Annotated in this window: 26 protein-coding genes; 13 read left to right on the top strand and 13 right to left on the bottom strand. The window is 45.5% G+C overall.

What is annotated here, in order from left to right:
- Window positions 1-5: 5 nt before the first annotated feature.
- Together B6A14_RS01290 and B6A14_RS01295 are read right to left on the bottom strand one after the other, a co-directional pair.
- The gene (locus B6A14_RS01290) at window positions 6-314 is read right to left on the bottom strand and encodes a (2Fe-2S) ferredoxin domain-containing protein (RefSeq protein WP_087908668.1); all 309 of its coding nucleotides are present in this window, start codon (window positions 312-314) and stop codon (window positions 6-8) included.
- A 16-nt stretch (window positions 315-330) separates the two neighbouring features.
- Window positions 331-1,425: a VanZ family protein gene (locus B6A14_RS01295; protein WP_087908669.1), complete on the bottom strand. Its 1,095-nt coding sequence runs from the start codon at window positions 1,423-1,425 to the stop codon at window positions 331-333.
- A gap of 37 nt (window positions 1,426-1,462) precedes the next feature.
- On the opposite strand from B6A14_RS01295, the gene B6A14_RS01300 reads away from it, so the two are divergent.
- Window positions 1,463-2,263 (top strand): biotin--[acetyl-CoA-carboxylase] ligase, encoded by an 801-nt coding sequence (locus B6A14_RS01300; RefSeq protein ID WP_087908670.1) that lies wholly within the window; start codon window positions 1,463-1,465, stop codon window positions 2,261-2,263.
- Window positions 2,260-3,072, top strand: a complete 813-nt coding sequence (locus tag B6A14_RS01305; protein ID WP_087908671.1) for a type III pantothenate kinase — start codon at window positions 2,260-2,262, stop codon at window positions 3,070-3,072. The genes B6A14_RS01300 and B6A14_RS01305 overlap by 4 nt, the downstream gene beginning before the upstream one ends.
- Here the strand turns inward: B6A14_RS01305 and rfaE2 are convergent.
- A complete protein-coding gene (rfaE2, locus tag B6A14_RS01310; protein ID WP_087908672.1) occupies window positions 3,069-3,557 on the bottom strand; it encodes a D-glycero-beta-D-manno-heptose 1-phosphate adenylyltransferase in 489 nt (162 codons plus the stop codon). The genes B6A14_RS01305 and rfaE2 overlap by 4 nt on opposite strands.
- Window positions 3,558-3,650: 93 nt before the next feature.
- On the opposite strand from rfaE2, the gene B6A14_RS01315 reads away from it, so the two are divergent.
- The 5 genes from B6A14_RS01315 to B6A14_RS01335 are packed head-to-tail and all read left to right on the top strand — an operon-like array spanning window position 3,651 to window position 8,474.
- Window positions 3,651-4,241 (top strand): glutathione peroxidase, encoded by a 591-nt coding sequence (locus B6A14_RS01315; protein ID WP_087908673.1) that lies wholly within the window; start codon window positions 3,651-3,653, stop codon window positions 4,239-4,241.
- A complete protein-coding gene (locus B6A14_RS01320) occupies window positions 4,241-5,626 on the top strand; it encodes an NAD(P)/FAD-dependent oxidoreductase (protein WP_236635601.1) in 1,386 nt (461 codons plus the stop codon). The genes B6A14_RS01315 and B6A14_RS01320 overlap by 1 nt, the downstream gene beginning before the upstream one ends.
- Window positions 5,627-6,412, top strand: coding sequence for a DUF1365 domain-containing protein (locus tag B6A14_RS01325; RefSeq protein ID WP_087908675.1), 786 nt, complete (start codon window positions 5,627-5,629; stop codon window positions 6,410-6,412).
- Window positions 6,409-7,701: an SAM-dependent methyltransferase gene (locus tag B6A14_RS01330; protein WP_087908676.1), complete on the top strand. Its 1,293-nt coding sequence runs from the start codon at window positions 6,409-6,411 to the stop codon at window positions 7,699-7,701. The genes B6A14_RS01325 and B6A14_RS01330 overlap by 4 nt, the downstream gene beginning before the upstream one ends.
- Entirely contained in the window at window positions 7,698-8,474 is a 777-nt protein-coding gene (locus tag B6A14_RS01335; RefSeq protein WP_087908677.1) for an SDR family NAD(P)-dependent oxidoreductase, read from the top strand. Before B6A14_RS01330 ends, B6A14_RS01335 begins: the two co-directional genes overlap by 4 nt.
- A gap of 18 nt (window positions 8,475-8,492) precedes the next feature.
- Here B6A14_RS01335 and B6A14_RS01340 read toward each other — a convergent pair whose 3' ends face one another.
- The 3 genes from B6A14_RS01340 to argS are packed head-to-tail and all read right to left on the bottom strand — an operon-like array spanning window position 8,493 to window position 11,505.
- Window positions 8,493-9,137 (bottom strand): thiol:disulfide interchange protein DsbA/DsbL, encoded by a 645-nt coding sequence (locus B6A14_RS01340; protein ID WP_087908678.1) that lies wholly within the window; start codon window positions 9,135-9,137, stop codon window positions 8,493-8,495.
- The gene (locus B6A14_RS01345; RefSeq protein ID WP_087908679.1) at window positions 9,134-9,739 is read right to left on the bottom strand and encodes an SPOR domain-containing protein; all 606 of its coding nucleotides are present in this window, start codon (window positions 9,737-9,739) and stop codon (window positions 9,134-9,136) included. The genes B6A14_RS01340 and B6A14_RS01345 overlap by 4 nt, the downstream gene beginning before the upstream one ends.
- 38 nt (window positions 9,740-9,777) lie before the next feature.
- On the bottom strand, window positions 9,778-11,505 hold the full coding sequence (argS, locus tag B6A14_RS01350; protein ID WP_087908680.1) for an arginine--tRNA ligase: 1,728 nt from the start codon (window positions 11,503-11,505) through the stop codon (window positions 9,778-9,780).
- A 35-nt stretch (window positions 11,506-11,540) separates the two neighbouring features.
- Between argS and B6A14_RS01355 the strand changes: the two genes are divergently transcribed.
- Window positions 11,541-11,858: a DUF1840 domain-containing protein gene (locus tag B6A14_RS01355; RefSeq protein ID WP_087908681.1), complete on the top strand. Its 318-nt coding sequence runs from the start codon at window positions 11,541-11,543 to the stop codon at window positions 11,856-11,858.
- Here the strand turns inward: B6A14_RS01355 and metH are convergent.
- Together metH and B6A14_RS01365 are read right to left on the bottom strand one after the other, a co-directional pair.
- Window positions 11,855-14,605: a methionine synthase gene (gene metH, locus B6A14_RS01360; RefSeq protein ID WP_087908682.1), complete on the bottom strand. Its 2,751-nt coding sequence runs from the start codon at window positions 14,603-14,605 to the stop codon at window positions 11,855-11,857. The two genes, B6A14_RS01355 and metH, sit on opposite strands and share 4 nt — an antisense overlap.
- The gene (locus B6A14_RS01365; RefSeq protein ID WP_087908683.1) at window positions 14,602-15,666 is read right to left on the bottom strand and encodes a homocysteine S-methyltransferase family protein; all 1,065 of its coding nucleotides are present in this window, start codon (window positions 15,664-15,666) and stop codon (window positions 14,602-14,604) included. Before B6A14_RS01365 ends, metH begins: the two co-directional genes overlap by 4 nt.
- Window positions 15,667-15,740: 74 nt before the next feature.
- Between B6A14_RS01365 and B6A14_RS01370 the strand changes: the two genes are divergently transcribed.
- Entirely contained in the window at window positions 15,741-16,196 is a 456-nt protein-coding gene (locus B6A14_RS01370; protein WP_087908684.1) for a PhaM family polyhydroxyalkanoate granule multifunctional regulatory protein, read from the top strand.
- Here B6A14_RS01370 and B6A14_RS01375 read toward each other — a convergent pair.
- On the bottom strand, window positions 16,108-17,193 hold the full coding sequence (locus B6A14_RS01375) for an MBL fold metallo-hydrolase (protein WP_087908685.1): 1,086 nt from the start codon (window positions 17,191-17,193) through the stop codon (window positions 16,108-16,110). The two genes, B6A14_RS01370 and B6A14_RS01375, sit on opposite strands and share 89 nt — an antisense overlap.
- Window positions 17,194-17,232: 39 nt before the next feature.
- Between B6A14_RS01375 and B6A14_RS01380 the strand changes: the two genes are divergently transcribed.
- Window positions 17,233-17,409 carry a DUF1289 domain-containing protein gene (locus B6A14_RS01380; protein ID WP_087908686.1) on the top strand — a complete coding sequence of 59 codons (177 nt, stop codon included), beginning with the start codon at window positions 17,233-17,235 and terminating at the stop codon, window positions 17,407-17,409.
- 12 nt (window positions 17,410-17,421) lie between these two features.
- On the opposite strand, the gene acuI is transcribed toward B6A14_RS01380, so the two are convergent.
- On the bottom strand, window positions 17,422-18,405 hold the full coding sequence (gene acuI / locus B6A14_RS01385) for an acrylyl-CoA reductase (NADPH) (protein ID WP_087908687.1): 984 nt from the start codon (window positions 18,403-18,405) through the stop codon (window positions 17,422-17,424).
- Between the two features lie 87 nt (window positions 18,406-18,492).
- Between acuI and B6A14_RS01390 the strand changes: the two genes are divergently transcribed.
- From B6A14_RS01390 to B6A14_RS01400, 3 genes are read left to right on the top strand one after another with little or no spacing between them, the layout of a single operon-like run.
- Window positions 18,493-18,789, top strand: coding sequence for a hypothetical protein (locus B6A14_RS01390; protein WP_087908688.1), 297 nt, complete (start codon window positions 18,493-18,495; stop codon window positions 18,787-18,789).
- Window positions 18,790-18,799: 10 nt separating this feature from the next.
- Window positions 18,800-19,300, top strand: coding sequence for a flavin reductase family protein (locus tag B6A14_RS01395; protein ID WP_087908689.1), 501 nt, complete (start codon window positions 18,800-18,802; stop codon window positions 19,298-19,300).
- A gap of 20 nt (window positions 19,301-19,320) precedes the next feature.
- Window positions 19,321-19,983 (top strand): glutathione S-transferase family protein, encoded by a 663-nt coding sequence (locus tag B6A14_RS01400; protein ID WP_087908690.1) that lies wholly within the window; start codon window positions 19,321-19,323, stop codon window positions 19,981-19,983.
- A gap of 31 nt (window positions 19,984-20,014) precedes the next feature.
- Here B6A14_RS01400 and B6A14_RS01405 read toward each other — a convergent pair whose 3' ends face one another.
- From B6A14_RS01405 to B6A14_RS01415, 3 genes are all read right to left on the bottom strand, one after another.
- Window positions 20,015-23,050, bottom strand: coding sequence for an efflux RND transporter permease subunit (locus B6A14_RS01405; RefSeq protein WP_087908691.1), 3,036 nt, complete (start codon window positions 23,048-23,050; stop codon window positions 20,015-20,017).
- A gap of 7 nt (window positions 23,051-23,057) precedes the next feature.
- Window positions 23,058-24,197 (bottom strand): efflux RND transporter periplasmic adaptor subunit, encoded by a 1,140-nt coding sequence (locus B6A14_RS01410; protein ID WP_087908892.1) that lies wholly within the window; start codon window positions 24,195-24,197, stop codon window positions 23,058-23,060.
- Window positions 24,198-24,366: 169 nt separating this feature from the next.
- Window positions 24,367-25,908, bottom strand: coding sequence for an efflux transporter outer membrane subunit (locus tag B6A14_RS01415; RefSeq protein ID WP_087908692.1), 1,542 nt, complete (start codon window positions 25,906-25,908; stop codon window positions 24,367-24,369).
- Window positions 25,909-25,999: the final 91 nt, after the last annotated feature.

A 25,999-nucleotide genomic window follows, 5' to 3' on the forward strand; every position in this document is an offset into this window, starting at 1 on the left:
CTGAACTAAGACAACTGCAGGCGCTCAACTGGGCGCCCAGAAATTAAATGGGATTGGATAATTTCCTCAACGTCATCTTTATCGATAAAGGTATACCAAACACCCTCTGGATAAACTACCATTACAGGACCATCAGCGCAGCGATCCAAGCAACCGGCTTTGTTTACACGGATTTTTCCAGGACCCGCGAGGCCTAGCTCTTTGACTCTACTTTTGGCGTACTCAAATAGTGCGAATGCGTTATGCCGATCACAGCAATCTTCGCCATTGCTACGTTGGTTCAAACAAAAAAACAGGTGGTGTGAAAAGCTCATAAAAAAATTATATTCGTCAATGCTTCGGTTTAAGTTGAAGGGCGTTATAAATCATCCAAACTAATGCAATAGGTAACCATACCACCGATACCCATCGCATTAACTCATTAAAGTGCAATAGGCGCCCCTGATGCCAATGGCGCAAATTCAGAATGAAATACGGATTATCGGGCAATATATTGATAGCGATTGTGCCGCTCACTAAACAAAGTAAGGCCAGGTTAAATCTTGTTTTTTGATTGAGCTGTAAAGTCCGCCAAAGTAATAAGCTTGCTAAGACCATTCCCCATAAAGCCCCAGCCGTTAGCCATATCAAGCTGAAGTCACCGCCAAATTGTAGGGCAGTGAAAAAGGTTTTCATGACTACAGTTAAACAAAGCAGCCCCATTAAGATTCGCCATTGTGGAGCTTTGGTACGCAAACCTGATGAAAGTAAGAGTGCAACGCCAAGCCAACAGAGCGCCGTAATCACCGTTTCTTGAACAACTTGATTGATGACTATTGTTCCCCAGTCAATCGAACCAAATATTGCATGGCCCCAAACTCCCGTACCCAGCCATGAACTTTGAGGATAAATTTGCGACCAAGGAAATAATAGAAAGAGAGCACATGCCGCCCAGTTAAGGCCAAACCATTGATCAAAACGACGACGTATTACGCTGCCCGATAACCATTGTGGCCCCAAGGGGATAGCTAATAAGCCGCCCAATAGACCACCGAATATATTCGCCCACCAATCCATCAAACTGGGAATGCGGGTCGGGAGCCAAGTCTGTAAAGTTTCCACGCTCAATGCAAGCAGTGCACTCAGGCTCAGGGCCATGCTCAAGGCTACAAAGTTACGCCAACGAGGATAAGCAGCAAAAACTAATAAAAATCCAAACGGGATGTATGCCAGGATATTGATGGAAACATCGAACAAAGTGATAAACCGTGGGAGTGGCGCATCTACCCAAGCCCAAGCCTCAATACCATTGCGGAAATCAAAATCGAAGGGGTTTAGGCTCACGTAAACAATCAATAGCGCATAGCTCAGGCTCATTGCTCTGGCTAAGGGCATAGCCTGTAGAGGCCATACCAATTTATAGGGACGCTGATCTTTTTGATCCATTCCACAATTCTAGGTCAGACCTTTCTACAATGGCGAAATGACTGCTAATTGCATCCTTGAGCGTGTTGCCGAAACCCAATCAACCAATGATGACCTTTTGGAGCGCTGGCGTGCCGGTGAGTTAATTGACCCAATCGCCCGTATCGCCCTTAAACAAACTGCTGGCAAGGGTAGAGCTGGGCGCGCTTGGCTGGCCAATCCAGAAGACTCCATCAGTTTTTCCTTAGCCTTTCCATTTAAGAGAAAGCCAGCCGAACTCACGGGGCTAAGTCTTTTGGTGGGATTAGCAGTAATTTCTGGAATTGCACAAGCATACGATTTAAGCGAAGCCACACTGCACCAAGCGGGCCTGCGGCTCAAATGGCCAAATGATTTACTACTGAACAACGCAAAACTTGGCGGCATCTTAATAGAAGGTGGTCAAGCAAAATCTGGCGATCCAACTTGGATGATTATTGGTATCGGTATGAACTTACGGAATGCGAATGCAATTGCAGCAAGCCTAGGAAATCAAGCCGACTTAAAAATTGGTGCTCTAGATCAACTACTACCATCGCAAGCAACGTCACCTGATATGGAATATCTTTGGCTAAAACTCCTTGTATCTCTTGAGTATCATCTCGGCGAATTTGATCAGCACGGCTTTGGCGCTTATCAAGAGTCATGGAAAAGATGGGATGCTTATCTAGATCAGGCGGTATGTATATCTGGCGCAGGCAAAGAGCCTATTTATGGTATCGCTCAAGGCATAGATCAAGCAGGCGCATTACTATTGCAACAAAACAATAAAACAATCGCTATTCATGCAGGCGATGTTTCTTTAAGAGTACAGCTATGAGTCTTTACTTATTATTTGATATTGGTAATACGCGCCTCAAATGGGCCGCAGTTGAATCAACACAACAACCATCTGACCGACAAAAAAAATTATGGGCTTACTCTGGCTCAATCAGCAGCAAATCTTTGGCTTCACCCGAACATAGAGCAGAGTTAGCAGATTACATTGCCAAGACCTTGCCTAAACCAGATGCAATTGGGTTTACTTGTGTAGCTGGAAAAGAGGCCATTCAAAACCTTCAATCGCTATTTCCACAATGGAGTGATATCACCTGGAAACAGCTCGTAGGTAACAGTCTCTTCTCTGGTGTACGCAGCCTCTATCAAGACCCAAGCCAGCTGGGGTCGGACCGCTGGGCTGCTGTCCTTGGCGCACGCGCCCTGTCTAGTGTCAACACCCTCATTATTAATGCTGGTACAGCTACAACTATTGATTTGCTTGGCGCCAATGGAGTTCACTATGGTGGATGGATATTGCCAGGTCTTGAGTTAATGCAAAAAAGTTTAGAGAGTAATACTGCTCAGTTACCACTCGCAGTCCGCAATGAATCTAGTAATGGTTTTGGTTTATCTACTAATAATGCCATCATTGGCGGATGTGATGCAGCTCAACTCGGCGCAATTCAATACGCCATTCAATTAGCAAAAGAAATGAATCATCCTGTTGAGAAAGTTTGGATTGACGGTGGTAATGCCAAGATTTTGGCAGCAGAAATGGGTAAATCTAAAACGCAATCCTCATTGTCAATTGAGTCAATCGAAGGCTTGGTGCTGCGTGGTGTTTGGGCCTGGCTGCTACAGAATCCTTAAGAACGGATCTTGCCTAATAGGCTAGTGGTGGAACGCTCATACAGAAATGGAATGGCAATTGCTTTACCGTCCCAGGTTTTTACTAAATGGGTTTCTGCAAGAGTATCAATTTCATAATCACCGCCCTTGACGTAAATATCTGGACGAATCTTTTCAATTAAGTTCACTGGCGTTTGCTCAGTAAAAAGTACAGCCATATCTACGCTCTCCAGCGCCGCTAACAAAGCTTGACGATCAGCTTCAGAATTAATTGGTCGATCATCACCCTTGCCTAACATCTTGACCGAAGCATCTGAATTAACGCCCACCACTAAGCTAGCTCCTAAAGCGCGAGCCTGCGCTAAATAACTAGCATGCCCACGATGCAAAATATCAAACACCCCGTTAGTAAAAACTAGTGGTCTAGGAAGGCTTGCTATACGGGCACTTAGTTGATCCAAGGGACAAACTTTGGACTCAAAAGAAGGTGGCGGCAAAGAGGTCATAACGCAATATTAAAGGTATTGGCCAGTACCCAGCGATATCAGCCAGAATGTCTTAGACTTGAGGACCGAAGATCCAATAAAAGAAGACATTTGATGGCCCCCAAGACTCACTACTTATTCCGCTTGGTTTTTACCTGGATTATTACTTTGCTTGCCTCTTTATCAGGCGCTCAAGTCGTAAATGCTGCGCCTAACTGCAGCCCCCTATTATCCCAGACCTTCCCACGCCTGCAGGATGAGGCACCGCAAAATCTCTGTCAGTACCAGGGCAAAGTCATTCTGGTTGTCAATACCGCCAGCTTTTGCGGCTTTACAAGCCAATATGAGGGCTTAGAAAAGGTCTACGCCAAATACAAAGATCAGGGCCTCGTCGTTTTAGGATTTCCCTCTAATGATTTTGGTCAACAAGAGCCGGGAAGCAATAAAGAGATTGCTGACTTTTGCAAAAATACTTATGACGTGAAATTTCCGATGTTTGCAAAAAGCGCAGTATCGGGAAGTAATCCCAATCCTCTCTTCAAAATGTTGATTGCCAAAACTGGTACAACACCTAAATGGAACTTCTACAAATACTTAATCGATCGCAATGGCAATGTGGTGGAGTCTTATAGCAGCATGACTAAACCAACCAGTAGCAGCGTCACCGCTGAGATTGAAAAACTATTAGGAGAAAAAGCTCGGTGATGAAAAAAAGAATTGCCATTATTGGTGCCGGTATCTCCGGCCTTGGTTGTGCTTATGCGCTGCGACAACATTCTGAATTTGATCTGACCTTGTACGAGGCTGGCGACCATATTGGTGGCCATAGCAACACTGTCGACTTTAAATGCAATGTTGATGGTGAAGAGATTTCTCATGGTATAGATACTGGATTCTTGGTGTTTAATCGCAAGACTTATCCGCGCTTAGTGCGACTCTTTGAAGAAATTAAGGCGCCAGTCGCGCCCTCCGAAATGTCCTTCTCAGTATCGATTGATACATCTGATCAAAAACATGCTCATCGCAATATTGAATGGGCAGGCAATGATCTCAATTCTTTTTTTGGACAAAGATCAAATCTTTTATCTCCCTCATTTTGGAGGATGGCTTATGACATCTTGCGCTTTAACCGTCTAGCCACAAAGCTGGCGCATCAGCAAATTGAGGCAGGCCATCTTTACAAAGAGCCTGATGAAAGTATTGCTACTTTTTTAGATCGAAATCGCTTTAGTCAAAGCTTCAGAGAGAATTATTTTCTCCCAATGATTGGTGCTATCTGGTCATGTTCTGTTGAGCAGATGCTCGAGTTTCCCATTCAAACAATGGTACGTTTTTGTCATAACCATGGTTTGCTGCAGATTCAGAATCGGCCGCAGTGGTTAACCATCAAAGGCGGCTCTAGGCAGTACGTGAAACGGATTGTGGCTGCTCTTGAAGAATCTAAGGTCAAGATTATGCGCGAAGGTGTGACTCGCGTTAACGGGAATCAAGATGGCACAAGTCAAGTTGAAGTAATCAGCCAATCCGGTTCAGCTTTTTATGATGAAGTTGTCATGGCCTGCCATAGTGACCAAGCTCTCAATCTAGTTCACGGCATACCAAAGCAGGCTAAAAATATTTTAGCTGCTATTCCATATCAAAAAAATCGCGCTCTTCTCCATACGGATATCCGTTTTTTGCCTGAAGCAAAACGGTGCTGGGCCGCCTGGAACTACACCGCTAAATCTGGCATGGCAATTTCGTCAAAACAGCATGTGAGTGTCAACTATCTGATTAATCGCTTGCAGCCACTGCCTGCAAAATTGAATAATACGCAGATTATTGTCAGCCTCAATCCAGCAACAGAGCCCGATCCAAAGCTGATCCATCAAGAAATTCATTATTCGCATCCAGTATTCGATATGAGTGCAATCCAAGCACAAAAAGAGTTGCCACTGATTCAAGGTACGGCATCAATCTGGTATTGCGGTGCATGGACTGGGTTTGGTTTTCATGAAGATGGTTTGCGCTCTGGCGAACTAGTGGCAGAAGCCTTAATCGAAAGCATCCACCTGCCTCTTCGAGCGCATCCTCAGCAAGATGCACAATAGATGAATCAACCAAAGATTAACTTTGGAGTTGTAAAACATCAGCGGTTCAGACCAGCCAAGAATGCATTTGGCTATGGCGTGTTCACGTTATCTATTCCTATGCGAGCCAGAAAACAGAAGTCCGACCTTCTGAGTCAACATGGCCTCAAGGACAATCGCCTGGGTTTATTTTCATTCTTTGATAAAGACCATGGGCTAGGAAATGTAGACAGCCTTCAGTGGATTGAAAATATTCTTCAAGAAAATCAAATACCAAATATTGATGGCGAAATCTGGTTGCAAACCTTTCCTAGGGTCTTGGGCTACGTCTTTAATCCTGTCAGTTTTTGGATATGCACCCGCGCAAATGGCCAAGTACAAGCTGTCTTAGCTGAGGTGAACAACACCTTTGGTGAGCGCCATTGCTACCTACTATATAAAAGTTCTGGCGAGGTATTGCGCTCTGGTGAGACCCTAAGAAGTCAAAAAGTATTTCATGTATCGCCATTTTGTGCGGTGCGTGGTGACTACCATTTTCGTTTCCTCTTCCCTCAAGATAGCAATAGTGGCATCAACTCTGTGTGCCGGATTGAACTGCATGAAGATGGCCTGCCCTTGATTAATACCAGCATTAGTGGAAGTAGTCGCCCCTTAAGTCAATCCAATCTTTGGCTAGCCTTTTTGCGCTACCCACTCATGAGTCTTGGAGTCATTTTCCGAATTCATTGGCAAGCATTGAAATTATGGATAAAAGGTGTACCCTTTCATTCAAAACCTAAACCACCTGAATTCGAAGTTAGCAAATGAATCGTCCTGGACAGTCTTTACTCTCTCGCCTGAATTTCTCAAGATCGCAAAGTCGCACTAAGGCGAATACATCGCGCTTGGGTACAGAGACGCTTTTAAGTTTGTTGTCTCAACTTAGTAGCGGTCATCTCAAAATGGTTTTACCTGATGGCAACATCAGAGAGTTTGGCAATAAGTCTGATTCCTTGCACGCTGAGATTCAAATTCTAGATTGGTCTGTATTTAAGCAAGTTCTATCTCACGGTGATATTGGTTTTGCTGAAAGCTATATCCGCGGGGAATGGAATACGCCAGACCTCAAAGCCATCTTAGAGCTTGCAATTCGGAATCGTACGATCCTAGAAAAAGCAATTTACGGCAGTTGGTATGGATCAATTCTGTATCGCATCAGACACTGGTTGCGTGACAACACCAAAACTGGCAGCCGTAAGAATATTCATGCGCACTATGACTTAGGCAATGCGTTCTATACATTGTGGCTAGATCCCACCATGAGCTACTCCAGCGCCTGGTTTTCAGAGGGCGAGAAGCAATCGCTTGCTGACGCCCAACGTGCCAAAATTAGTCGCATTCTGCAATCTCTTGACACCAAAGCTGGTGACCATATTCTAGAAATTGGCTGTGGTTGGGGTGGCGTTATGGAAGAAGCGCTTCGTAGTAATACTGCCATAACCGGCCTCACACTTTCGACAGAGCAAAAAGTATTTGCCGAAGATAGATTGAAAAAAGTTCAATCGCAGGTCGAACATTCAAACCCTTTTGAGGTTCGATTACAGGACTATCGGGATTGCCAAGAGCAATTTGAAGGTATTGCCTCAGTAGAAATGTTTGAAGCGGTTGGGGAAAAGCATTGGCCTGAGTATTTCCAAACTATCGCTAAATGTTTAAAGCCTGGCGGCAAAGCATGCATCCAAACGATCGTGATTGCTGAAGAACTATTTGAGCGCTACCGCCATAACACCGACTTCATTCAGCAATATGTTTTTCCAGGCGGCATGCTGCCCTCCCGAATCAGCTTTAAAGAAAGCGCCGCTATGGCAGGACTCCAAATTGAAGGAGAATTTGCTTTTGGAGCTGACTACGCTAAAACACTGTGCCTCTGGCGAGACAATTTCAATCAGAAACTCGATGAAGTTCATAGCCTAGGCTTTGATGAAGCTTTTATAAGACTCTGGAATTTCTATCTCATGTATTGCGCAGCCGGATTTGCAGAGCGCAATATTGACGTTGTGCAATTCACCCTCAGCCATCAACCAAAAAATGCATCGCCGGATGCCCTGAGCGCATGAAGCAAAAAGGCATATCCAGCTTCTTAGATCAACGTGTATGGGTCATTGGGGCCTCCAGCGGGATCGGCGAAGCTTGTGCCAATGCGCTGATTAAGGCTGGAGCTAAAGTAGCGCTCTCTAGTCGAAGGGAAGAGCGACTTCAGCCAATCGCATCATTGGGAAATCCTGGGCAAACTTTGGTATTGCCCTTAGATGTGACCAATGATGCTCAATTAAAAAATGGCTATCAGTCAATTCTGAGCGCCTGGGGTGGGATTGATTTATTGCTATTTGTATCTGGGGTATATGTGCCACTCCGGGCAGACAACTTTGATATGGCTGTGGCAAAACACACTATCGATGCAAATCTATTAGGCCCAATGAGGGCAGTTGCGCTCGTACTGCCTGAGATGCTCAAAGCTCATGCGGGTCATATTGCCATTGTAGGAAGTGTCGCAGGGTATAGCGGCCTTCCCAAGGCCTTGGCATATGGCCCAAGCAAGGCTGCCATCATTAACTTCTGTGAGACGCTCTACTACGACTTACTCCCGCAAGGAGTCAGTGTGCACATGATTTCTCCCGGATTTGTGGCCACTGAAGCAACTGCTCAAAATGATTTTGAGATGCCAGCCTTAATTAGCGCTGAAGAAGCTGCTAATCAAATTTTGAGTGGGCTTCAAAAGGGAGAGTTTGATATTCACTTCCCTAAAAGATTTTCAGGATTCCTAAAATTTCTCAGAATCCTACCTTATCCAATGTATTTCTGGATTGTGCGCCGCTTCGTCAAAATCTAAGCAACGCCCCAAAAATGATTATTTGTATTTATCTTTACGAATTTTTTCTTCGAGAAAGTCCATTACCGCTATAGCCTTAGCCTTGGTACCAGCAATAGAAGGTGATGTAACGTATTTACCCTGCATCACAATTGTTGGCACACCATCGATACGATAGGCCTCTGTCATTTGTTTTGCTGCACGAGCTTTTGAAATCACAGCAAAAGATCGATAGCTTGCCAAAAAGGCATTGCGATCAATTCCCTGGGAGGCAACCCAATCGGCAATCTCCGGCTCAGTCAATAAACGCTTGTTCTCTTTATGCATGGCATACATGACTTTCTCATTAAGAGCATCGCCTTTACCCATTGACTCGAGCGCATAAAACAACTGACTGTGTGGCATAAAGTCATCTCGAAATGCAACCGGCACTCTGCGGAAAACAACATCCTTAGGTTGGCGCTTTACCCAGCTGCTGAGCTCAGGCTCAAAGTCATAGCAATGTGGGCAGCCATACCAAAAGAACTCAATCACCTCTACCTTGCCCTTGGTCTCAACGGGTTGCGCAATTGGCAGAATGCGGTAATCGAACCCCTCTTCAATCTTTTGAGCTTGTGCAGAAACAATTCCGCTTAGGCAAAATATTGTCAGTAATGTAAATAGTCTTTTGCTAAATGAAATCATGATTTGGTAGATTTAATTAGGGTTGGTTTAATGCCCATACTGTTTAATTTATCTCGCACAGAATTAGTCTCTTCAGGACTGTTATAGGGGCCTAAGCGTACACGCCATAGGGTATTACCGTCTGCTGTGACCTCGCTTAATTGAGCCTGAATTCCTTGAATTGCTAAATTGGCTTTTTGTGCATCCGCATCAGCTCGCTTTACAAAGGCGCCCACTTGCAAGAAGTAAATAGCATCTGATTTTGCTGTTGGTGCAGGTGTAGTTTCAGCAGGCTTCTTGCCACCAACTAAATCAGCAATTGGGTCAGATGCAACAGGTGCCTGTGATTTTCCTTGCAAAGGCTTATTCAAATCCAGTTGTTCGACTGGAGCAGCCGACTCGCCTTCAGCGGGAACCGCAGCAGGCTTAATTGTCAGCGGTAAATTTGGTGCGCGCACCCCAGGTCTCTCTTGGGGCGTGTTTTTGGAAAGATAGAACGCAATCACGAAGGCAATGCCTAAGCCAGCACCCAAGCCCAATACAAAGCCCAAGATAGTGCCACCGTATTGGGTATTGTTGCCATCAATCTTCATGAAGCCAGTTTGTTGATTCGGTTTTTTCATTATTTCCTCATCTTACATTTTCACTTCATACGCCGCTATTACATCTTAACGGGTGCAGATACCCCTAATACTTTTAATCCATTTTGCAACACTTGGCGGGTTGCCAATAGTAGCGCCAAACGGGCCGCTTTCAGATTCTGATCATCTACCAATACACGGTCTGCGTTGTAAAAGGTGTGGAAATCTCCTGCAAGGTCGCGCAAATAGAAAGCAAGCGCATGGGGGGCTAACTCAGCCGCAGCATCAGTCAGCACCTCAGGGTACTCAGCCAAACGACGCAAGAGATGGTCTGATGCTTTGCTTTGCAATAAAGATAAGTTGGCTGAGGCTAAATCAGAAATTTGTCCGCCCCACTGTTGCAAGATAGAGTTGATACGCGCATGCGCATACTGAACATAGAACACAGGGTTCTCATCATTTTGCTGTAAGGCCAAATCAATATCGAATACAAATTCAGTATCTGCTTTGCGTGAGATCAAGAAAAAACGTACTGCATCACGACCGCGTTGCAAGGCCAATTCTCTCTCTTCGGGCGTCATTTCAGGGATAACACCGCCGGACCATTCAACTAAATCACGCACGGTGACATATGAACCTGCACGTTTAGAAATCTTTACCTCTTCACCATGACGCATCACGGTCACCATCTTATGCAACACATAATCTGGATAAGTCTTCGGAATATCCCAGCCACGCTTTTGCGCCACGCCTTGCAAGCCAGAGCGGACACGGGCTATCGTGCCATGGTGGTCACTTCCCTGCACATTAATTACTTTATGGAAACCGCGATTCCATTTACTGGTGTGATATGCCACATCAGGAACAAAGTAAGTAAAACTGCCATCTGACTTGCGCATGACGCGATCTTTATCATCGCCATCCTCTGTAGTTTTTAACCACAATGCGCCCTCAGACTCATAGGTCTTACCAATACTTTGTAGGTCACCGACAATTTGCGCGACACTGCCATCGGTATACAAAGAAGATTCTAGGTAGTAGCAATCAAATTGCACGCCGAAGGTTTTCAAATCAATATCTTGTTCATTACGTAAATAGGCAACTGCAAATTGGCGGATAGCTTCAAGATCCGCTTGATATTGTGAAGAGGCTTTAAAAGCGGCCGCAATCTCGGCAATATATTCACCGTTATAAGCCTGCTCTGGCCAGGCTGCATCGCCAGGCTTTAAGCCATTCAAACGGGCTTGAACCGATAAGGCCAGATTTGCAATTTGCACACCAGCATCGTTGTAATAAAACTCACGATGTACCTTGATTCCCTGGGTGGCTAATAAATTTGCTAGCGCATCGCCAAGTGCAGCTTGTCTGCCATGACCAACATGCAATGGACCCGTTGGATTTGCTGAAACAAATTCAATCATGGCGCTTGCCACTGGAGCGCTCCCTTTTGGCAACTCTCCAAAATGAGCGCCTTCCGTCAGGATCTCATTAACTACGACTGTTTTGGCAGCATTACTTAAGCGGAAATTGATAAATCCAGGGCCTGCTATTTCACATGAAGTGATCAGTTGGTCAAATCCGGACTCTTTTTGCAAGCGCTCCACCAAAGCCTGGGCCAGCTCTCTCGGATTGAGCTTCCAAGCCTTAGATAACTGAAGTGCAATATTGCAAGCGACGTCACCGTGATCAACCGCCTTAGGGCGCTCTAAACGCGGTGCTGGTGGCTGGTCGAAGCCGCGCTCCTGAGCTAGGCTCCCAAGTGCACTGCTAAGCATCTCAATTAAACGATTTTTATTGGTTAGCAACATAGAAGAGTGAGTTTATCAGGTGGTAAGCTATAGAAATGATCTATCAATTTCGCTCAAAAGCTGGTCCAGACGTCATTATGCTGGGGGATTTGACCAAGCGAATTTTCGATATTTTGGGTCGTCCGCTAGAGCCCCGTGGAATCCTGACCGTTGAGCATCTCCCTGTTCTCATTACAGCTCTAGAGACTGCCATCCTCAAAGACCTTGAAGAGCGCTCCAAAACGCAGGATGAACCCAAAGAATCTACTGAAAAACCAAAGCTGACTGATCGCCTTGGGCAGCGGGCCTATCCATTCTTAGAACTAATGAAGCAAGCCAAAGCTAAAGACGAGCCCGTGATGTGGGGCGTTTAATCTATTAAGCTTGCCAATTGACGGCGTATGTCTTCGACTGACTCGCCACGTCGTTTAGCTAAATCTTCAATCTGATCGACTGAGATTTTCCCCACATTGAAATAACGCGCATCTGGATGAGCGAGATAAAAACCGCTCACGCTAGAAGCGGGGTTCATGGCCATTGACTCAGTTAGGGTCATACCAATATCTTCAGAGCCAATCACTCTTAGTAAATCTTTTTTGACTTCATGGGCTGGGCATGCCGGATATCCCGGTGCAGGACGAATACCGCGGTACTCTTCATTGATCATTTGATCGTTCGTCAAAATCTCATCTGTGGCATAACCCCACAAATCAGTACGTACACGGTGATGCATCAGTTCGGCAAATGCCTCTGCTAATCGATCAGCCAAAGCCTTCAACATAATCGCACTGTAGTCATCATGCTTGGCCTGAAACTCTGCAACCTTCTTCTCCACACCATGACCAGTCGTAACTGCAAAACAACCCAGGTAGTCAGCGACACCAGAATCTTTGGGAGCAACATAGTCTGCTAAAGAACGGTTAGGTCTGCGTACTCCATCAACCACTGGACGCTCAGCCTGTTGGCGCAAGTTATGCCACACAAATAGTGGATGTTCGCGCGCCTCATCACTATACAAAACGATATCGTCACCAATCGTATTAGCAGGATAGAAAGCGACGACGGCATCGGCTTGCAACCATTGACCTTTAATCAATTTATCCAACAATGCCTTGGCGTCTTCATATACTTTACGCGCCTCAACGCCCACAACCTCATCATCCAAAATGGCTGGAAACTTACCAGCAAGATCCCAGGTCTGAAAGAATGGCGTCCAGTCAATGTATTTGGCAATATCGCTTAGTGCAAAGTTTTTAAATACACGACGGCCAATAAATTTTGGTTTTTCTGGAACATAAGAAGACCAGTTAATGAGCTCGCGATTTTTACGGGCTGCTTCTAAAGAAATTGTTGGGGCCGCCTTCTTATTGGCATGCTGCTCACGAATGCGTACATAGTCATCACGCAAGTCTTGAATAAATTTCTTAGCACTCTCATCAGAAAGTAAACTTGAAGCAACTGATACTGAGCGAGATGCGTCTGGCACATAAACTACAGGACCATCATAATGTGGAGCGATTTTCACGGCAGTGTGCACACGCGAGGTTGTCGCACCACCAATCATCAATGGAATCTGACGCTCACGGAAATAATCATCACGCTGCATTTCTTGAGCAACATAAGTCATTTCTTCAAGTGACGGTGTAATCAAACCAGAAAGACCGACGATATCGGCATTTTCTTCCTTAGCGCGCTTCAGAATTTCGGCACAAGGAACCATCACACCCATATTGGCAACTTCAAAGTTATTACATTGCAAGACCACGGTCACAATATTTTTGCCAATGTCGTGTACGTCACCTTTCACAGTAGCCATCACGATCTTACCTTTAGCCTTAGCTTCACCGCCAGCAGCAACATGTTGGCGCTTCTCTTCCTCAATGTAAGGAATCAGAATCGCAACTGCTTGCTTCATGACTCGCGCACTCTTGACTACTTGAGGCAAAAACATTTTTCCGGCACCGAATAAATCACCGACGACATTCATGCCATCCATGAGTGGGCCTTCAATCACTTCGATTGGTCTGCCACCTGAGCCCATGATTTCAGCACGCAGCTCTTCCGTATCTTCTTCAATAAACGTAGTGATGCCGTGGACTAGTGCATGCGTTAAGCGTTCACGCACTAACGCCTCACGCCATATCAAGTTCTCTACCTGCTTAGCACCGCCGCCTTTAAATTGATCGGCGATATCCAATAAACGCTCAGTTGGTGTTTTGCCATCCTTCTCTTTAAAGCGGTTCAAGACCACATCCTCAACGCGCTCACGCAGCTCTGGATCTAAATCAGCGTAGACGCCCAGCTGACCAGCATTCACAATGCCCATATCCATGCCAGCTTGAATGGCGTGATACAAAAACACGGTATGAATAGCTTCGCGCACACGATCATTACCGCGGAATGAGAAGCTCACATTAGAGACGCCACCACTAACTTTGGCGCCCGGAAGATTCTCTTTTATCCAACGCGTAGCGTTAATAAAGTCAACCGCATAGTTATCATGCTCTTCAATACCAGTGGCAATCGCAAAAATATTCGGGTCAAAAATAATATCTTCTGCAGGAAAGCCAAGTTCATTCACCAAGATGTCATAGCAGCGCTGGCAAATTTCTGTTTTGCGTTTGAATGTATCGGCTTGACCAACCTCATCAAAAGCCATGACTACAGATGCGGCGCCGTATCGACGAATCAAACGCGCCTGCTGTCTAAAGGGCTCTTCACCTTCCTTGAGAGAGATTGAATTCACAATCGGCTTACCCTGAATACATTTCAGGCCGGCCTCAATTACACTCCACTTAGATGAGTCGATCATGATTGGAACCCGAGCAATATCAGGCTCAGAAGCAATGAGATTTAAGAAGCGTGTCATTGCTGCTTCAGAATCTAACATCGCTTCGTCCATATTGATGTCGATTACTTGCGCACCATTCTCAACCTGTTGGCGCGCTACTGCGAGTGCTTCATCAAATTGATTGTTCAAAATCATGCGAGCAAATGCTTTGGAGCCTGTTACGTTAGTACGCTCACCAATATTCACAAAACCAACATCTGGCGTAACGTTAAATGACTCCAGGCCGGAAAGCTTCATCGCTGGCATGGATTTTTTATCAAAATTACTCATGCTGCAGCCTCAGAATCTTCACGATAAAAAACGCGTGGCTTACGCTTTGCAACTGCATTAGCAATTGCGCGAATGTGATCTGGTGTAGTGCCACAGCAACCACCTACCAAGTTCACTAGCCCATCTTTAGCAAAGCCATCAACTAGGCTTGAAGTAATGTTTGGGGTTTCATCAAAGCCGGTATCGCTCATTGGATTTGGCAAGCCGGCATTGGGGTAACAAGAAATTGCTGCATCACAAATTCGTGAGAGCTCGGCAATGTAAGGGCGCATCAAAGCAGCGCCTAGCGCGCAGTTCAGGCCAAATGTAAGTGGCTTAATGTGGCGCAAGCTATTCCAAAATGCCTCAACCGTTTGCCCAGAAAGAATTCGTCCGGAGGCATCGGTTACTGTTCCAGAAATCATTACAGGTAAACGCTCGCCCGTTTCTTCAAAGAATTCATCTAACGCAAACAATGCCGCCTTAGCGTTCAACGTATCAAAAATGGTTTCAACCAAAAATAAATCAACTCCACCAGCAAACAAACCTTCAATCTGTTCACGATAAGAAGCCCGTAAAGCATCAAAGGTGACGTTACGCGCGCCCGGATCATTGACATCGGGAGAAATACTGGCTGTCTTTGGTGTGGGGCCAATTGCTCCAGCCGCAAAACGGGGTTTATCGGCCGTACTATATTTTTCACAAGCTGCGCGAGCAAGCTTTGCGGAAACCTCATTCATCTCGCGCGCAAGCCCAGCCATTTTGTAATCTTCTTGAGCAACTGAGGTCGCACCAAAAGTATTGGTTTCAATAATGTCGGCACCAGCATCTAAATACTGCTCATGTATCTTGCTAATAATTTGAGGTTGGGTCAAAACCAAGAGCTCGTTGTTGCCTTTGATATCTCCAGGATGATCAGCAAATCGGGTGTTACCAGGTAAACCACGGTAGTCAGCCTCAGTCAATTTGTACTGCTGAATCATGGTGCCCATGGCTCCATCCAAAATCAGAATGCGCTGCTTCAGCAGATCGGGAAGCGCCTGACCACGGGTATAGGACTGGGAAATACCATTAGATTGCATTGATTAACCGGGATAAATCTCTAGAATCCCTTATTCTATTGGAAAAGCCACTTTTCATTTAACCCGGAGTAGGTATGTTTGGAACAATTCCAGAATTTAATCAAAGCCTTGAAATGTTTAAGACCATGTGGGGACAGGGTGCCGCAGGTCAAGCTGGGCAATTTCCCTTCACTACAGATGCCTCTAAAGCCGCTGGCGGCTTTGCCTCAGCCTTTCCAGGGCTGGACATTGATGAACTAGAAAAGCGCATCAAGGACCTCAAAAGCGTTGAGAATTGGCTCAATTTGAACCTCAACATTCTCAAGTCCACCATTCAAGGCCTAGAAGTACAGCACGCCACAATGATGGCGCTAAAGTCATTTGGGGATGCGGTATCTGCAGCGGGTGCTGCAGCAACAGCACCAAATGAAGAGTCGAATACTAAAACAAGCAGCGTTAAGGCTAAACCACGGAAAACCTCAACACGCCGTCCTCGCAAAGCCGGCGATCCAACTTTCCTCGACGAAGTAGGTAATTCAGATGGGCAATAGCTTCGCCCATAGCAAAAGTAAGTTGATGAATATCTAGTTCACGCTTAAATAAAACCGGCACTATCTCTCTAGCATGTGCCGGTTTTTTACATGCGCCAAGCGTATCTGCCAAACGGTCGTCATGATGCGCCTTCAGCTGTGCAATACGTGGCTTCATACCTGTAAATGGTTTGCCATGCGACGGCAAGACTAAGGTGTCATCAGGCAGAGGTAAGTAATCATCTAGAGAATCCAAATAAAGTCCCAATGGATCAGCATCTGGGTCAGCATCAAAGACGCTGACATTCGTTGAGATGCGTGGCAAGAGCATATCTCCGGAAATCAATACCCCTAAGTCTTTGCAAAAAAGTGAGGCATGCTCTGGTGCATGTCCATACCCCATAATGACCTGCCATTTTTTTCCGCCAATCAAAATAGTCTCGCCATCCATAATGCGACGATATTGACGAGGCATACCGGGGACCATATTGCTGTAGTAATTACTACGCGCCCGAATTTTTTCCAGATCTTCTGGTGCAGTCAAACCATGCTTCTGAAAATGATCTGCAGATCCACCGCCGCCGGCACGCGCTCCAATGGCAGCGCCACCCTCTTTACAGCTTAGCCACTGTGCAGTTAGAAAATCTGTCATCGAGATCCACAAAGGTGCATTCCATTTTTCACATAACCATTGCGATAAACCCACATGATCTGGATGCATATGCGTCACGAGTACTCTCAGAACTGGCAAGCCTTCTAACTGAGTTACAAAAATCTTCTCCCACGAAGCCTTAGTCTCATCATTTGCAATACCGCAATCCACAATCGTCCAACCAGCAACGCCATCGATTTCATCACGCAAAAGCCAGAGATTAATATGGTCTAAGGCAAATGGCAGCTTCATTCTGAGCCAACGAACCCCTGGCGCAATCTCAATAGTGCTGCCAAGCTCAGGAAACGCCTCTCCTAATGGATAATGAATAGCACTTTCTGTTTTTGCCTGATTTTGGGTGCTCATGGTTTGAATTTTTTCTGTTGAATTGCGATTAGGTTTATTTTGACAACTGTCCCATCACCTTGCATCAATTGGTGCGATATCAATCCTGAAAATGGTTACTGTCGCGGATGCTATCGCACGCTTACTGAAATTGCAGATTGGTCTGATCTTTCTAATCCCGAGAAGCTTGAGGTTTGGTCCAAACTGAATTCACGCAAACCTCAAACACCAGAGTAAATTTATAGGCGCTTACTTATTTACATCCACAATTAAGCGACCACGTACATTACCCGCCATTAACTCTTGCGCATACTTCAAAGATTCTTCTAAGGTAATTTCGTGAGAGATTTCATCCAAAGTTTTTAGATCAACTAATTTGCTCAATTGCTCATAAGCAGCAATCCGTTTTGCACGCGGTACGGTTACGCTATTGATGCCATAGAGAGTCACGCCACGCAGAATAAATGGTGCAACACTGGATGGGAAATCCATACCTTGAGCAAGCCCGCAAGCTGCCACCGCACCATCGCTCTTTGTTTGTGCACAAGCATTGGCCAAGGTATGACTGCCAACGCTATCGACTACTGCCGCCCAGCGCTCTTTTGCTAAAGGCTTGCCTGGGGAAGATAAAGTGGCGCGGTCAATCACTTCAGCAGCGCCTAATTTCTTTAAATAATCTGCCTCAGCCATTCGGCCAGTACTAGCGACAACGGTAAAGCCAAGCTTACTTAATAAGGTGATTGCAAAGCTTCCAACCCCACCTGCCGCACCAGTCACCAATACTTCGCCATCGCTCGGCTTAAGACCATGCTTTTGCAATGCCATGACACAAAGCATGGCGGTGTAGCCCGCCGTACCAATTGCTAAAGCTTGCTTGGCCGTAAACCCTTTAGGAAGTGGAATTAACCAATCAGCCTTGACTCTAGCCTGCTGCGCCAAACCACCCCAATGGCCCTCACCCACTCCCCAGCCATTCAAGAGCACCATCTCTCCTGTCTTGAAGTCTGGGCTGGTGCTCTCCACAACCTCGCCAGCAAAATCGATTCCTGGAACCATTGGAAAGCTTCTCACCACAGGACCTTTACCAGTGATCGCTAAGCCATCCTTGTAGTTAAGAGTGGAGTAAAGAACTTTAACTTGAACCTCCCCCTCCGGTAGGCTAGCCTCATCAGCCTGCCCCAACTCTGCGCGATAGCCCTGCTCATCCTTATTCACCAATATTGCTCTAAACATGTCTCTTCCTTTTATAACGGGGCATTTTCCCGCAACAAATGCTTAATAGGTTTATCCTAACGAGCATTGCTCATTATGGAGGCTTCCATGAAAAAAATTCTACTATTAACTGCGATTTCTAGCTTGATACTCACGGGGTGCTATTCGACTCAAATCAATATGTCTATGGGTAATATGCGCTTAATTTCTTCCAGCGCTGATCCACAGGATGTCATGGACTTTGCTAGCAAAGCCTGTAGAAATGATTTTTATGAAGGTGCTAGCTTCTTATCTAAAGCAGGCAAGGAATATCGCTTTAAATGCGTGAAGGCCCAAGATAATGAAATATTAATTCCTATTCCAGGGACAACTATCGCTCCTGCAGTAAAAGCAGAAGCAAAGTAAGTAAAGTTTGATGACCCCATTTACCTCACAAGAGCTACGCAAAGGATTCGCATCATTTGCTACCGGGGTCACCGTCATTACCTGCATTGATGAAAATCAAGGTCATCATGGAGTCACCATCAGCTCATTTAACTCAGTTTCTCTTGAGCCACCCCTTATCCTGTGGAGCCTAAAGAGGCATTCTCGTTTAATGCCTTGGGTAGAAGTGGGGAAGAAACATCTTATTCATGTACTTGAACGCTCCCAAGAAAATTTAGCCATGCACTTTGCTACCGTAAAGCAGGAGCAATTTGTCAATGTTGGACATAAGTTAGCTGCTAGCGGACTCACTCAGATCAATGATTGTGTTGCTTACTATGAATGTGAAACTGTTTCCGTGCATATAGGTGGAGACCACAACATCATTGTTGCCAAAGTGATTAACTTAAAGAATCATCCAGACAAAGAGCCGCTCATTTTTGCTCGCAGTAAATTTGTTGGTCTTGATTTCACAGAAACAAAAACTACTTAAATGGTCTTGAAGGAACTGTCATGATGCGTTTATGGGGTCGCAAAAGTTCCATCAATGTTCAGAAAGTGTTGTGGTGTCTTGCTGAGTTAGGATTAAAGGAAGGTCAAGACTTTGAGAGGATTGATGCTGGACTTCACTTTGGTATCAACCGTACCCCTGAATTCCTCAAAATGAACCCCAACGGCCTTGTGCCTACTTTAATGGTGGGCGATCTCATTCTTTGGGAATCAAATACCATCTTGCGCTACCTTGCCAAAGAGCATGACAAAAACAAACGGTTCCCATCAGATATTCATGCTCAGTACAACTCTGAAAAGTGGCTAGACTGGCAACTCGGAACAATGTGGCCTGCCTTACGCGTTGCATTTTTGGGTCTCACTAGAACGCCCGAAGCGGAACGTAATGATGTCGCCATCCAAAAAGCGTATCAAAACACAAATCAATTGCTAGGTCTCCTTGATCAAACTCTGAGCACGCAACCGTATTGCTCTGGCAATCAATTTCATATTGGTGATATTGCCCTTGGACTTTCTGCGAGTCGCTGGATTCTCCTGAACAACACTTTCCCAAAGCAAACTGGCGCACGTGCAGACCTCAAAAATATTGATGCGTGGCTTAAGCGTTTAGAAAAAGAAACTTACTTTAATGATATTGCCGAAAAAGAGCTCAACATCATTAAATAGGCGCTATTGAGCAGTCGTCACTCGCTGCACTTTACTCTTGCTTAAATTTCTTCTGGTGGTGATCAGCACCAATAAAGAGATACATGGCAGGTACGACAAACAAAGTAAATAGCGTGCCAATTGATAGGCCAGTAAAGATCACAATACCCATGGATTGACGGCCTGCAGCACCTGCGCCAGAAGCAATGACCAAAGGCAATACACCCAATACCATCGCTGCAGTAGTCATCAAAATTGGCCTTAAACGCACGCTACTTGCCTCAACAATTGCATCAAGTTTGCTGCGGCCTGCTTCTTGTAGCTCATTAGCAAATTCGACAATCAAAATACCGTGCTTACTAATGAGACCCATGAGCGTCACTAAGCCTACCTGGGTATATACGTTTAAGGTAGTAAAGCCCAAGTTAATAAAGATGAGTGCGCCAAAAAGGGCAAGCGGCACTGATACCAAGATCACGATCGGATCACGGAAACTTTCGAACTGCGCAGCAAGAACCAAAAATACGATCAAGATCGCAAAGAACATGGTGACCAAAAAGCCGCCGGACTCAGCCATGAATTGACGTGATGGACCAGCATAGTCCATGCTGTAGCCATTGGGCGCAACCTCTTTTAAGCTTTGACGCATGAACTCCAATAAATCTGCCTGTGAAATAAATGGGGTGCTGACCCCTGCAATCGTGGCAGAGTTCAATTGCTGAAAGTGGTTGATTGACTGAGGAACAACACGCTGCTTAATGCTGGCAATCGTGCGCGCCTGAATCATTGCACCGCTTGGCGTACGAATGTAGTAATCCAAAATCTGGTCTGGGTTTAAACGGTCCGTCTGCTTCACTTGCGGAATCACGCGATATGATCTACCTGCTACTGAAAAGTAGTTCACATAACCGCCACCTAAAGCAGCAGACAATGCTGAGCCAACCTGTTGCTGAGTCATCCCTAAAGCAGCAACTTTCTCGCGATCAATCACCAGAACATCTTGTGGCTTATCGATTTTCAAATCTGAATCTACATAGAAAAAGTTTCCGGAACGACGTGCTTTATCTAAAACTGCCTGAGACACCTCGTTCAGTTGCTCATACGATTCAGTGGTATTAATTACTACTTGCACCGGGAAACCCTGGGCTCCAGGCAAGGCAGGGAACTGAAAGGCTGCCACGCGAGCGCCAGCAATCGTGTTCCACTTCTGCTGCATATCTTCTTGGAACTTTGTAGCATTACGAGTCCGCTCACCCCAATCCTTCAATAAGATACCGCCAAAGCTTGAAGTTGGGCTAGTGATTTGGAAGGCTTGCTCATATTCTGGTTCGGCGCTAGCAATCGCATAAATCTGATCTGCGTAAGTCTGCATTTGATTGACCGTACTATTCGGTGGACCAGATGCCTGCATCAATACAATACCTTGATCTTCAGTCGGGGCTAGTTCTGCACGTGCGGTAGCGTAAAGATACGCGACACCACCCAGAAGAATTACCCCCATCACAATAATCACTTGCCATGTACTGAGTAAGTCACGCAGAGTACTTTGATAGCTGTGATGAACCTTATCAAAAACCCGGTCAATCTTTTGTACAAAAGAAGATGCTTCTTGCTCTTCAGTAAAAATGCGCGAACACATCATCGGTGATAGCGTCAATGCAATCAGACCTGAGACAGCGACTGCACTAGCTAAAGTAAAGGCAAACTCCGTAAAGAGCGCACCAGTCAAGCCACCCTGAAAGCCAATTGGGATATACACCGCAATCAAAACTACTGTCATCGCCAAAATCGGACCGCCTAATTCACGAGCAGCAATTAGTGAAGCCTCTAATGGAGACTTGCCCTCTTTCATATGTCGATCAACGTTTTCGACCACGATGATAGCGTCATCAACCACCAAACCAATTGCCAGCACCAGCGCCAACAAAGTAAGCAAATTGATGGAGTAACCCAGAACCTGCATCAAGAAGAATGTGCCAATCAGTGAGAGTGGCATCGCAATGACCGGAACCGCAACTGCCCGCACACTACCCAAGAAGAGATAAATCACGATGGTCACAATCACCAAAGCCTCTATCAAAGTAGAAACCACCTCATTAATTGAGCTCGTAATGAACTTGGTGGAGTCATAGACAATCTTGCCAGTCATGCCAATGGGTAATTGCTTCTGAATACCAGGAACTACATCGCGCACTCGCTGAGCGACGTCTAATAAATTCGCTTGGGGGGCAACCTTGATAGCAATAAATACCGACTTCTTACCGCTAAAGGCAACATTGGTGTTGTAGTCCTCAGACCCCAAGGTGACATTGGCCACCTGATCGAGATAAATAATATTCACACCATCTTTTTTAACTACTAGCTTACGAAACTCTTCTAGCGTATGTAAATCAGTACCTGCCACCAAATCGACCGCTACCATATCGCCTTTAGTGCTGCCGACCGCTGATAAATAGTTATTAGCAGATAGAGCACTATAGACATCATCAGCACCCACTCCGAGACCAGCCATCTTCTCGCGATCTAGCCAAGCGCGTAGGGCAAATTTTCTGCCGCCTGTGATTTCGGCATTCTGTACACCCTCAACCGAATCTAGCTTGGGTTTTACAACTCGCAACAAATAATCAGTAATCGCATTATTGGGTATTTCATCACTATAAAAACCCATGTACATCGCAGCAGTAGACTGGCCTACTTGAACCGTCAAGATGGGCTGCTGGGCTTGTGGTGGTAATTGATTCTTAACCGCGCTAATTTGTGTCTGAATTTGCGTTAATGCCGCATTAGAGTCGTAGTTCAACTTGAGTGTGGCAATAATCGTTGAAACGCCACTGACACTGGCTGACGATAAATAATCAATCCCTTGCGCCTGCGCAATAGAAGCCTCAAGTGGCTGCGTAATAAAACCTGCAATGGTTTCTGGGTCAGCGCCATAGTAAGCGGTAGTAATGGTGACAATCGCATTCTGCGTTTGCGGATATTGATTGACTGGCAAAGATCCAATAGCCTTTAAACCAAACACCAAGACGAGCGCACTCACGACCAGTGAAAGCACTGGTCTGCGAATGAATATGTCAGTCCAATTCATCTACTCACTATTCCTGTGGCTTAGGGTCAGGTGAATTCGATGGTTGCACCTTGTTATTAATAATGAGCGGCGTGCCATTCTTCAGCTTTAGCTGACCACTGGTCACAATCGTCGCGCCCTCTTCAACCCCCTTGAGAATTGCCACCTGATCACCTCGGGTTGCCCCGGTGGTAACAAAGACTTGTTGAGCCTCTAATGCTGGATTGCCTTGCTTATCCTGCTTACCTGTAGGCTTGGCAATGAATACTGTTGAACCATATGGGTTATAGGTCACTGCTGTTTGAGGCAAGGTTAATAATTTCACCTGTTCGCCAACCTTAATATTTACATTAGCAAACATTCCGGGAAGAATTTTCTTATCGGGGTTGGCCAGTTGTGCCTCAACTTGAAGATTGCGGGTATTGGTATCGACTTTTGGACTAACGGCAGTAATCTTGCCGGTAAAACTGGCATCTTTAAATGCATCCGTAGTGACAGTCACCTCTTGGCCCACTTGAATTTGCTCTGCATTGCTTTGTGGCAAATTAAAGTCTACAAAAATAGGATCCAAGGTTTGTAAGGTTAAAAGCTTATCGCCTGGATTAACATACTGACCAGGGTTAATCGACACGATACCAACACGCCCACTAAATGGTGCCTTTAAATTCTTTTTAGCAACTAAAGCTGTTTGAGACTCAACCTGTGCCTGCTTAGAACTAGCATCAGCCGCACTAGTGTCAAATACATTTTTACTGATTGCCTGAATAGCAAGCTGCTGTCTATCACGCTCATTAATGACTTTAGCAAGATCAGCCATTGCCTTTAAGGATTTGAGTTGTGCCACATCGGAGGCATCATTCAATTTAATTAATAACTCGCCCTCTTTGACGTCTTGGCCAGATTTAATGGGCACCGTTAATACTAAGCCACCAATCTCCGTACTTAACTCTACCCCCCTGAAGGCGCGGACGTTACCAACGCTGGTGAGTTTAGGTTGCCATTCAGAAGTAGCGACCACCATTGTTGAAACTGTTGCTGGAGGTAATCCCATTCCTGAAATGAAATGCTTAATCATGAAAGTCTTGAATTGATTAAAAGCAAAAATCAATCCCAGCAACAACAAAACACTGCACAACATAATAGTCATACGTCGCGGCAATGGCTCCATAGCCATCAACTTTGCATATATCTTGGTACCACGCCATTTCTGACCCATGCGGGCATAAAAAGCTTTGGCTTTTTCCCACAGCGCAATTACTCTCTCACGCAATGTCCACTCGACCGCCTTTAACTTCATCCATGCCCACAAGGCAAGAACGATAGCAAAGACTTTGTTCTTAATTGTTTCCAGAAGTTTCATTTTGATTTTTGTTCGCTATGTCTTTTCGTTTAAAAGCGGGGCCCTCACGATTCCACCAACCACCACCCAATGCTGCAAATAATGCTGCTGTATCAGAAAAACGAGTTGCTTGAGCTGCGACTGATTTCACTTTTGCCTGTTGATACTGATTTTGGTAATACAGGACCGCCAAATAACTGGCAGTGCCTAATTTATATTGTTGCTGAACTAAGTCGAGTGTTTCAAAGGCGTAACGCTCTGCATCTGATGCTGCCTTTAGAGCTTGCGCACCGGTCTCGAGTGCGCGTAATGCATTAGCCACTTCTTGGAAAGCATTTAAGACCGTAGACTGGTACTGAAAAGCTGCTTGCTCATAATTTGCGATTGCGCCACGACGCTGTGCTAACAACTGACCGCCCTGAAACAGGGGCTGCAAAATTCCGCCGCCAATAGACCATAATGCCGAGTTGGGGCCAAATAATGCAGCTGAAGTCAGCGCAGCAGAACCAATCGATCCAGTGATATTAAATTGCGGTAATAAATTTGCTGTAGCCACACCAACAAATGCGTTCTGCGCCTTAAGTTGAGCCTCTGCAGCCCGAACATCAGGGCGCTGACGCACTAGGCTTGACGGAACAGAGAGCGGTAACTTTTCAGGCAAGTGCAAATTTGAGAGATCAAACTTTGCAACATTGGCATTGCTAGGCAGCTCGCCAACAAGCACTGCCAACTGATTGCGAGCAAACGCTAAATTTCTTTCATAGTTAAATAGATCAACTTGTGAACTTGCCACTAAGGTTTGCTGGGAGGTCAAATCAACTTTATTAACCGTACCAATCTTGAGTTGCTTCTCCGTTACTTCTGCCAAATTGGTTTGGGCTTTTAAGATTTCTTCGGTCGCCTGCATTTGCGCACGCAAGGCTGCCTCTTTAACTGCGCTTGTGACTACGTTAGCAGTTAGAGAAAGGTATGCGCCCTCTAGTTGAAACTGAGCAACTTCAGCCTGGGCTCTCGCACCTTCGACTGCACGGCGCGCACCCCCAAAGACGTCTAATTTATAAGTCACATTGACTGAGGTGTTGTAAAGATTGTAAGTGTCTGATCCATATGGCAGGCCATAAATAGCCGATGGTTGAAGTTGTCGAGTAGCCGCGCCACCAACACTTACTGCTGGAAAATATTGACCGCCAATTTGAGCGCTCACATTTTCTTGTGCGGCACGCAGTGCTGCATCTGCTGCACCTAAATTTGGGTTTTGTTCAAGTGCTTTTCTGATCAGAGCATCAAGCTCCGGAGATTTATAAAGCTCCCACCATTGCGCCTCTATATCTGCCCCCTCGGCAAATTCTTGAGGAGTGCCACCGGGCACTCCAGGAGCGGTGGTTAATTTTGGAGAGAGGGGACCCTCTGTATAAGACGTAGTCTTCGGGGCATCCGGCTGTTTAAAGTCCGGCCCAACCGCACAAGCTGATAACACTCCTGCAGAAATCAGCAGTAGTAAATTTAAACTTGAGAGTGCAGGCGCTTTAGACAAAAACATGAGTTGCAACAAATATCCTCTTTTACAAGGCTTATTTGAACACAGAAATGTCATTAGGGATTCGTAAAGCCATGATTTAACTACTTAAATT

The organism is Polynucleobacter hirudinilacicola (assembly GCF_002192535.1).
Classification (GTDB): domain Bacteria; phylum Pseudomonadota; class Gammaproteobacteria; order Burkholderiales; family Burkholderiaceae; genus Polynucleobacter; species Polynucleobacter hirudinilacicola.

What these genes read in the sequence shown, in the direction of transcription:
- B6A14_RS01355 (WP_087908681.1), top strand. Translation starts at nt 11,541, where the DNA reads ATGATCTATCAATTTCGCTCAAAAGCTGGTCCAGACGTCATTATGCTG.
- B6A14_RS01390 (WP_087908688.1), top strand. Translation starts at nt 18,493, where the DNA reads ATGAAAAAAATTCTACTATTAACTGCGATTTCTAGCTTGATACTCACG.
- B6A14_RS01315 (WP_087908673.1), top strand. Translation starts at nt 3,651, where the DNA reads ATGGCCCCCAAGACTCACTACTTATTCCGCTTGGTTTTTACCTGGATT.
- B6A14_RS01410 (WP_087908892.1), bottom strand. Translation starts at nt 24,197, where the DNA reads ATGGAGCCATTGCCGCGACGTATGACTATTATGTTGTGCAGTGTTTTG.
- B6A14_RS01330 (WP_087908676.1), top strand. Translation starts at nt 6,409, where the DNA reads ATGAATCGTCCTGGACAGTCTTTACTCTCTCGCCTGAATTTCTCAAGA.
- rfaE2 (WP_087908672.1), bottom strand. Translation starts at nt 3,557, where the DNA reads ATGACCTCTTTGCCGCCACCTTCTTTTGAGTCCAAAGTTTGTCCCTTG.
- B6A14_RS01375 (WP_087908685.1), bottom strand. Translation starts at nt 17,193, where the DNA reads ATGAGCACCCAAAATCAGGCAAAAACAGAAAGTGCTATTCATTATCCA.
- B6A14_RS01365 (WP_087908683.1), bottom strand. Translation starts at nt 15,666, where the DNA reads ATGCAATCTAATGGTATTTCCCAGTCCTATACCCGTGGTCAGGCGCTT.
- B6A14_RS01320 (WP_236635601.1), top strand. Translation starts at nt 4,241, where the DNA reads ATGAAAAAAAGAATTGCCATTATTGGTGCCGGTATCTCCGGCCTTGGT.
- B6A14_RS01395 (WP_087908689.1), top strand. Translation starts at nt 18,800, where the DNA reads ATGACCCCATTTACCTCACAAGAGCTACGCAAAGGATTCGCATCATTT.
- B6A14_RS01290 (WP_087908668.1), bottom strand. Translation starts at nt 314, where the DNA reads ATGAGCTTTTCACACCACCTGTTTTTTTGTTTGAACCAACGTAGCAAT.
- B6A14_RS01405 (WP_087908691.1), bottom strand. Translation starts at nt 23,050, where the DNA reads ATGAATTGGACTGACATATTCATTCGCAGACCAGTGCTTTCACTGGTC.
- B6A14_RS01340 (WP_087908678.1), bottom strand. Translation starts at nt 9,137, where the DNA reads ATGATTTCATTTAGCAAAAGACTATTTACATTACTGACAATATTTTGC.
- B6A14_RS01305 (WP_087908671.1), top strand. Translation starts at nt 2,260, where the DNA reads ATGAGTCTTTACTTATTATTTGATATTGGTAATACGCGCCTCAAATGG.
- B6A14_RS01400 (WP_087908690.1), top strand. Translation starts at nt 19,321, where the DNA reads ATGATGCGTTTATGGGGTCGCAAAAGTTCCATCAATGTTCAGAAAGTG.
- argS (WP_087908680.1), bottom strand. Translation starts at nt 11,505, where the DNA reads ATGTTGCTAACCAATAAAAATCGTTTAATTGAGATGCTTAGCAGTGCA.
- B6A14_RS01300 (WP_087908670.1), top strand. Translation starts at nt 1,463, where the DNA reads ATGACTGCTAATTGCATCCTTGAGCGTGTTGCCGAAACCCAATCAACC.
- B6A14_RS01370 (WP_087908684.1), top strand. Translation starts at nt 15,741, where the DNA reads ATGTTTGGAACAATTCCAGAATTTAATCAAAGCCTTGAAATGTTTAAG.
- B6A14_RS01325 (WP_087908675.1), top strand. Translation starts at nt 5,627, where the DNA reads ATGAATCAACCAAAGATTAACTTTGGAGTTGTAAAACATCAGCGGTTC.
- B6A14_RS01415 (WP_087908692.1), bottom strand. Translation starts at nt 25,908, where the DNA reads ATGTTTTTGTCTAAAGCGCCTGCACTCTCAAGTTTAAATTTACTACTG.
- B6A14_RS01345 (WP_087908679.1), bottom strand. Translation starts at nt 9,739, where the DNA reads ATGAAAAAACCGAATCAACAAACTGGCTTCATGAAGATTGATGGCAAC.
- B6A14_RS01335 (WP_087908677.1), top strand. Translation starts at nt 7,698, where the DNA reads ATGAAGCAAAAAGGCATATCCAGCTTCTTAGATCAACGTGTATGGGTC.
- acuI (WP_087908687.1), bottom strand. Translation starts at nt 18,405, where the DNA reads ATGTTTAGAGCAATATTGGTGAATAAGGATGAGCAGGGCTATCGCGCA.
- B6A14_RS01295 (WP_087908669.1), bottom strand. Translation starts at nt 1,425, where the DNA reads ATGGATCAAAAAGATCAGCGTCCCTATAAATTGGTATGGCCTCTACAG.
- metH (WP_087908682.1), bottom strand. Translation starts at nt 14,605, where the DNA reads ATGAGTAATTTTGATAAAAAATCCATGCCAGCGATGAAGCTTTCCGGC.